This window comes from Actinosynnema pretiosum, from assembly GCF_024171695.1.
Lineage (GTDB): Bacteria > Actinomycetota > Actinomycetes > Mycobacteriales > Pseudonocardiaceae > Actinosynnema > Actinosynnema pretiosum.
Window position 1 is genome coordinate 217,015 of record NZ_JAMTCF010000010.1, and the last position, 6,753, is coordinate 223,767.

Annotated in this window: 7 protein-coding genes; 3 read left to right on the top strand and 4 right to left on the bottom strand. The window is 76.1% G+C overall.

Annotation, left to right across the window (positions count from 1 at the left end):
• Window positions 1–128: 128 nt before the first annotated feature.
• The 3 genes from LV78_RS21840 to LV78_RS21850 all read left to right on the top strand — a co-directional run bounded on the left by LV78_RS21840 (window position 129) and on the right by LV78_RS21850 (window position 4,262).
• Complete coding sequence (locus LV78_RS21840; RefSeq protein ID WP_253847408.1) at window positions 129–1,721, top strand: PucR family transcriptional regulator; 1,593 nt, start codon at window positions 129–131, stop codon at window positions 1,719–1,721.
• 674 nt (window positions 1,722–2,395) lie between these two features.
• Window positions 2,396–3,700: an NAD(P)/FAD-dependent oxidoreductase gene (locus LV78_RS21845; protein WP_253847410.1), complete on the top strand. Its 1,305-nt coding sequence runs from the start codon at window positions 2,396–2,398 to the stop codon at window positions 3,698–3,700.
• 94 nt (window positions 3,701–3,794) lie between these two features.
• Window positions 3,795–4,262 carry a GreA/GreB family elongation factor gene (locus LV78_RS21850; protein ID WP_253847413.1) on the top strand — a complete coding sequence of 156 codons (468 nt, stop codon included), beginning with the start codon at window positions 3,795–3,797 and terminating at the stop codon, window positions 4,260–4,262.
• A gap of 56 nt (window positions 4,263–4,318) precedes the next feature.
• Here the strand turns inward: LV78_RS21850 and LV78_RS21855 are convergent, their stop codons facing one another.
• The 4 genes from LV78_RS21855 to LV78_RS21870 are packed head-to-tail and all read right to left on the bottom strand — an operon-like array spanning window position 4,319 to window position 6,713.
• The gene (locus tag LV78_RS21855; RefSeq protein WP_253847416.1) at window positions 4,319–4,498 is read right to left on the bottom strand and encodes a hypothetical protein; all 180 of its coding nucleotides are present in this window, start codon (window positions 4,496–4,498) and stop codon (window positions 4,319–4,321) included.
• Entirely contained in the window at window positions 4,491–5,267 is a 777-nt protein-coding gene (locus LV78_RS21860) for an SRPBCC family protein (RefSeq protein WP_253847419.1), read from the bottom strand. The genes LV78_RS21855 and LV78_RS21860 overlap by 8 nt, the downstream gene beginning before the upstream one ends.
• 19 nt (window positions 5,268–5,286) lie before the next feature.
• On the bottom strand, window positions 5,287–6,495 hold the full coding sequence (locus LV78_RS21865; RefSeq protein WP_253847423.1) for a cytochrome P450: 1,209 nt from the start codon (window positions 6,493–6,495) through the stop codon (window positions 5,287–5,289).
• Window positions 6,492–6,713: an MbtH family protein gene (locus tag LV78_RS21870; RefSeq protein WP_253847426.1), complete on the bottom strand. Its 222-nt coding sequence runs from the start codon at window positions 6,711–6,713 to the stop codon at window positions 6,492–6,494. Before LV78_RS21870 ends, LV78_RS21865 begins: the two co-directional genes overlap by 4 nt.
• Window positions 6,714–6,753: the final 40 nt, after the last annotated feature.

The window sequence follows — 6,753 nt, forward strand, 5'->3', positions numbered from 1 at the left end:
CGACAGGGTTTTCCCGACCGTAGTGCCGTTCGGCGGACCGCGCAGCGCGCGCACGCCGCCCCCGTTCCCCCGTTCGCGCCGTGCGCTGCGGTTACGGTGGGTGCTCGGGAGTCGGGACGGGGGTGCTCATGATCAGGTTGGACCGCCTGGTGAACGTGCTGGGCGGCTACGGGGTGCGGCTGGTGTGCTGCCCGGTGCCGCGCTCGACCGAGCTGCGCAGCGTCGTCATGCGCGAGCCCGAGGCGCGGGCGGTCGACGGGGACGTGTTCCTGGCCGTGGGCGCGGACTCGGTCGCGGCGGCCGTGCGGTGGGCGGTGGCGGTCGGGGCGAGCGCGGTGCTGGTGCACGACGACGGGCCGGGCCCCGAGGCCGCCGCGCTCGGCGAGGCCGAGGGCGTCGCGGTGCTGCTGGTGGACCCCTCGGTGTCGTGGAGCCAGTTGGCGGGCGTGGTCTACGGGCTGGTGCTGGAGGGCAGGGAGACCGAGTCCGGGCGCGGCCCCACCGACCTGTTCGCGCTCGCCGACCGGCTGTCCGGCGCGGTGGGCGGGGCCGTGGTGATCGAGGACCACTCCTCCCGCGTGCTCGCCTACTCCAACTCCCAGCAGGGCGCCGACCGGGCCCGGCTGGAGACGATCCTGGGCAGGCAGGTCCCCGAGCGCCTGCGGGAGGTGTTCGAGCGGCGCGGCGTGTTCGCGCACCTGGCCGCCCGCGACGAGCCGCTGTTCGTGGCCCCGGACGAGGGGCACGGGCTGGCCGGGCGGATGGTGGTGGCGGTGCGCGCGGGCCGCGAGCTGCTCGGCTCGGTCTGGGTGACCTGCGGCGACCCGCTCACCGGCGCGCGCGGCACGGCGCTGGCGGACGGGGCGCGCACGGTCGCCCTGCACCTGCTGCGGCTGCGCGCCAGCGCCGACCTGGAGCGGCAGGTCGAGTCGGACCTGGCGCTGCGGCTGCTGGAGGGCACCGCCGACGCCGCCACCGCGCTGAGCCGGTTGGGCCTGCCGCAGGGCGAGCTGCGCGTGGTCGCGCTGCGGGCGCGGGAGGCGGGCGAGCGGCACGCCGCGCTGCTGCTCGCGTTCGAGCGCGCCACCACCGGTTTCGGCTGGTCCCGGCCCGGCCGCAGCACCCTGGCGGGCAGCACCCTGTACACCCTGCTGCCCGGTGAGGCGGCGGACGCGGCCCGCGCCTGGATCGCGGGCATCCGCGCGGCGCTGCCCGAGCGGGTGGTGGTGACGGCCGGGATCGGCGGGGTGGCGCCCGCGGCGGAGCTGCCCGCGAGCAGGCAGGAGGCCGACGAGTGCCTGGCGCTGCACGAGTCGAGGCCGCAGGGCGCCGAACCGCCCGCGTACGACGAGTCCTGGGACGACATCCTGCTGCAGCGCCTGCGCGCCGCCGCCCGCACCGGCCGGGTCCCGGCGCGCGGCCCGGTGGCCGAGCTGCGCCGCCACGACCGGGAGCGCGGGACGCGGCACGTGCCGACGCTGCGCGCCTGGTTGGAGTCCCAGGGCGACCTGGCGCAGGCGGGCGAACGCCTGGACGTGCACCCGAACACGGTCCGCTACCGGCTGCGCAAGATGGCCGAGGTGACCGCGCTGGACCTGGACGACCCGCGCAAGCGGCTGGCGATGACGATCGCCCTGGCCGCGACCGACCCGACCGCCGACCCGACCGCCGACGCGAGCACCGCCCTGGGCGCCGATCCGGGGACCGACCAAGGCGCCTGACGGGACCGAACGGCCGACGCGGACCGGGGCGGCCAGTTCGGGCCGGACGGCAGGCTGAGGCCGGACGGCAGGCGCCTCACGGGACCGGACGGCAGACGTGGACCGGACGGCAGACGTGGACCGGACGGCAGGCGCGAACCCGGCAGGCGGTTCGGACCGGGTAGGCGGTTCGGACCGGGTAACCACCCCGGCGCCGACTGCCGGTTCGGAGCCGACAGCCGGCGAGGACCGGACGCCCCCGAGCCGACACCCGGCTCGCCCTTGCCATCGGCCAGCCCAAGCAGCCTCCCCGGAGCCGCCAGCCGGTCCAGCCACGCCCACCGGTCCAGCCACGCCCGCCGGTTGAGCCCCGCCGCCGGTCCAGACCGGGCAGCCGACCAGGCCCCGAAGTCCAACCCCGCCCAGCAGGCCTCGCCACCGGTCCAGCACCGCCAGTCGCCTCAGCCGCGCCAGTCACACCCGCCGGTCCAGCACCGCCAGCCGTCTCAACCCCGCCCACACCCGCCATTCCAGCCAGCTCCCCCAGCCGGGCCGGCCAACCCAGCCCCACCGCCCGATCCAGCCCGACCAGCCGCCCGCCCCCGACCACCGATTCCGGCCCGACTGTGGATTCCGACAACAACACCCCCTCCAATTGGCCGATCCGGACAACGCACCCGCCTGATCTCCGGGTGATGCTGGCCGGGACAAGGTCGTTCCGGGTGTGTTCGGGTGTGGAGGTGGTCGTGTCGGTCATCGACGGCGGGCCGCGTTCGGCGGTCGTGGTGGGCGCGGGGGTCGTGGGGCTGTCGACGGCGTGGTTCCTCCAGGAGCGCGGCGTCGAGGTCACCGTGGTGGACCGCGCGGGCGTCGCCGCAGGGGCGTCGTGGGGCAACGCGGGCTGGATCGCGCCTGGTCTGGCGATCCCGCTCAACGAGCCCTCGGTGCTGCGCTACGGCCTGCGCGCCCTGCTGAACCCGAGCGCCCCGCTGAGCATCCCGCCCACCGCGGACCCCGGCCTCTGGTCGTTCCTGGCGGCGTTCGCGGCGAACTGCCGCTGGCCGTCGTGGACGCGCGCGGTCCGGGCGAACGCGCCGCTCAACGCCGAGTCGGCCGAGGCGTACGACGTGCTGACCGCGAACGGCGTGGACGCGCCCACCACCGACGCGCCGATCACCGCGGGCTTCACCGACACCGCGCAGGCCAGGGCGCTGCTGCGCGAGTTCGCCAGGATGGCGAGCGCCGGGCAGCCCGTGGACCACACCGTCCTGACCGGCGAGGAGCTGCGCTCCCACGTCCCCCTGGCCTCGCGCGCCCTGACCACCGCCGTGCGGGTCGACGGCCAGCGCTACGCCGACCCCGGCGCGTTCACCCAGGCCCTCGGCCGGGCGGTCGTGGCGCGCGGCGCGACGATCCACCGCTTCGAGGTCGCGGGCGTGCGCCCGTACAGCCGGGGCGTGACCGTGCACCCGAAGGGCGGCGGCCGGTCCGCGCACGGCGAGGTCGCGGTGCTGGCCACCGGCGCCTGGCTGCCCGCGCTGGCCCGCCGCTGGGGCGTGCGCACCCGCGTGCAGGCCGGTCGCGGCTACTCGTTCACCGTCCCGGTGGACCGCCCGGTGCCCGGTCCGGTCTACCTGCCTGGCGTGCGCGTGGCGTGCACCCCGTACCGGGACGGGCTGCGAGTGGCCGGGACGATGGAGTTCCGCCCGCCGGACGCCCCCGGCGTCCACGCCCGCCTGGAGGCGATCACCGCCTCGGCCGCGCCCCTGCTGGACGGGGTCCGCTGGCGGGAGCGGACCGACGTGTGGGTGGGCTCGCGCCCGGTGACCCCGGACGGCCGCGCGCTGATCGGCGCGACCGGGGAGCCGAACGTCTACGTCGCGGGCGGCCACGGCATGTGGGGCTTCGCCCAGGGCCCGGTGACCGGCCGGCTGCTCGCGGAGCAGATCACCACCGGGAAGCAGCCGGAGGCGCTGCGCCCGTTCGACCCGCTGCGCTGACCCGCTCCTCCCCCGACGCCGTCCGGCCGCGCTTCCCTCACGGGGCGCGACCGGGCGGCTCCTTCTCGTCGTCACCCCACGGAGGTACTTCGACATGACCACCGCACGAAGGGTCTGGTTGACCCCGCACACCCACGAGCGCCTGCGCGCCGAGCTCGCGGCCCTGTTCGCCGAGGGCTCGGCCCCGGTGGACGACCCGGAGAGCGCGCTGCTGCGCAGGGCCGAGCGGGAGGAGCGGGTCAGGGAGATCCAGGACCTGCTGAACAACGCCGTGATCGGCGAGGACCCGCCGGACGACGGCGTGGCCGAGCCGGGCATGGTGCTGACGGTGCGCTACGACGACTTCGACGACACCGAGACGTTCCTGCTGGGGATGCGCTCGGTGGAGCACGGCGACCTGGAGGTGTACTCGCCGGAGTCGCCGCTGGGCGCGGCGCTGACCGGCGCGCGCCCCGGCGAGCACCGCGGCTACCGGGCCCCGAACGGCGCCACGATCCGGGTGACCCTGATCGCGGCCGTGCCGTACGGCAGGCACCGGCCCGCGGAGTCGGCCAGCGCCTGAGCCGCCGGTGAGCGGCCTTCCGCGCGCACCCGACGTGCGCGCGGAAGGCCCGGCGCTCACCGCACGCTCGCCCCGTGCTGCTGCGCCAGCTTCTCCAGGAACACCGGCAGCCGCTTCACCGCGCTCTCCTTGACCCGCGCCGTCCGCACCACCCCGCTGCCGTGGTCGGTCACGGTCAGCTCGTACCCGCCGCCGACCTCGACCAGCTCGGCCGAGTACACGACCCGGTCACCCATCGGACCCCACCGCCCCGGCGCAGGCGCCGTCCAGCAGGCCGTCCAGCCACGCCTGCCACCGCCGCGCCTCGGTCCCGCCGTCGACGCCGGGCGCGAACAGGTGGTGAGCCACCCAGGTCGGCCACCGCCAGCGGTCGCCGCCGAAGAACCGGTACAGCCCGTCCTGGGTCCGCACCCCGACGAAGTCCTGGTCCCGGTAGTCCAGCACGCCCTCCAGGGGCGCCAGCCCCAGCGGCTCCAACCGGACGCGGGAGCCCGCGACGTCCGAGTCCACCAGCCCCAGCGCGCCCGCGACGATCCCCAGCTCCCCCACCCCGGCGTGCTCCCGCGCCGCCTTCACGTAGGTCGCGGGCCGCCCGTCGAAGTGCCGCAGGTACTCGGCGAGGCCGTGGTGGTAGAAGCCCGCGTACCGGGCCGCCGCGTCCCCCCTCGTGTCCCAGCCCTCGTCCGGCTCGCCCTCGTGCACCCAGTGGATGTCCGCGCGCAGCCGCACGCCCCCGCCGGTCCCGTCGAGCCGGTAGCTCAGCGTGGTGGAGAACCCGTTCCCGTCCCCGGCCCGGCAGGCGAACCGGTGCGGCGGCTCCCACTCGACCACCTCGGCCCCGCCGCGCGACACCGCGCCGCCGACCCCCGGCTCGACCTCCATGGGGTAGAGCCACCCCAGGTTCCCGGCACCGGTGGTGATCGCCCGCCACACGCGCTCCGGCGGGTGCGCCAGCTCCTGCTCCTCGGTGATGGTCAGCTCACGGGGCACGGCGTTCCTCTCCACGACGAAATAACATGAAATTTCAACGAACCACCGGGAGGGCGATCAGCTTGCGCTGCAACGGGTTCCGGTGCCACTCCAGCCCGTCCCCGCGCAGCCGCAGCCCCGGCGAGGAGCGCACCAGCGACCCGATCGCCAGCTCCACCTCCAGCCGCGCCAGCGACGCGCCGAGGCAGAAGTGCGGCCCGTGCCCGAACGCCAGGCTCCCCCGCCCGGACCGGGTGAGGTCGAACAGGTCCGGGTCGGCGTGCCGCAGGGGGTCGCGGTTGGCCGAGGCCAGCCCCAGGTAGGCGAGGTCCCCCTCGCGCAGCAGCCGTCCGCCCAGCTCCACGTCCGCCGCGAGCACGCGGGTGATCACCTGGGTCGGCGAGTCGTACCGGGCGCACTCGTCCACCGCCCGCCCCACCAGGTCGGGCCGGGCGCGCAGCAGCGCCAGCTGCCCTGGGTGGCGCAGCAGCGCGAGGACCCCGTTGCCGATCAGGTGCGTGGTGGTCTCGTCCCCGGCCGTGATGATCACGTAGCAGGTGGACAGCAGCTCCTCCTCGGTGAGCCGGTCGTCCTCGGCCTGCACCGCGACGAGCGCGCTGACCACGTCCGCCCCCGGCTCCTCCCGCCGCCGCGCGGCCAGCCACGACAGGTACTCGTGGAACTCGCCCACCACCCGCTCGGACCGCCCGACGTCGGCCAGCAGGTCCCGCAGCACCGCGAACCAGCCCCGCACGCGCGGCCGGTCGGCCTCGGGCACGGCGAACAGCTCGCAGATCACCTCGTTCGCCAGCGGCATCGCCAGCTCGCCGACCACGTCCAGCTCGGGCCCGGCCTTGGCGAGCAGCCCGTCGACCACCCGCTGCACGTCCCCGCGCAGCCGCTCCACCCGCCGGGCGGTGAACCCCCGGCTGACCAGCCGCCGCAACCGCGAGTGCTCGGGCGCGTCGGTGTTGGACATGACCCGTCCCAGCCGGGCGGTGAGCCTGCTCAGCTCCCGCACCACCGGGCTGCCCGCGCCCAGCGCCGCGGTCATCCGGTCGCGGTCGCTGGACATCCTCGGGTCGGCCAGCGCGGCCTCGACGTCGGCGCTCCTGCTGATCAGCCACGCCCCGCGCACCCGGTGCACGGGGGCGTGCTCGCGCATCACCGCGTAGAAGGGGTACGGGTCGGCGCGGAACCCCGGCCCCGCCATCTCCTCGGCGGGGTCGAACGGCAGGGCCGGGGCGACGACACCGCTGCTCACGTGCCGGACCGCCCCTCCATGGCCTCGACCAGGCTGCGCGGTCGCAGGTCGGTCCAGTTGCGCTCGACGTAGTCCAGGCAGGCCTCGCGGGTGTCCTCGGGGTGCGCGATCGCCCACCCGGCGGGCACCTCGGCGAACACTGGCCACAGCGAGTGCTGGCCCTCGTCGTTGACGAGCACGAGGTAGCGGCCCTCGGGGTCCTCGAAGGGGTTGGTCACGGTGGTTCCTCCTCGATCGGTGGTGGGTTCTGGTCGGGTG

Coding starts and splice junctions, on each gene's coding strand:
- LV78_RS21840 (WP_253847408.1), top strand. CDS start 129: ATGATCAGGTTGGACCGCCTGGTGAACGTGCTGGGCGGCTACGGGGTG.
- LV78_RS21845 (WP_253847410.1), top strand. CDS start 2,396: ATGCTGGCCGGGACAAGGTCGTTCCGGGTGTGTTCGGGTGTGGAGGTG.
- LV78_RS21850 (WP_253847413.1), top strand. CDS start 3,795: ATGACCACCGCACGAAGGGTCTGGTTGACCCCGCACACCCACGAGCGC.
- LV78_RS21855 (WP_253847416.1), bottom strand. CDS start 4,498: ATGGGTGACCGGGTCGTGTACTCGGCCGAGCTGGTCGAGGTCGGCGGC.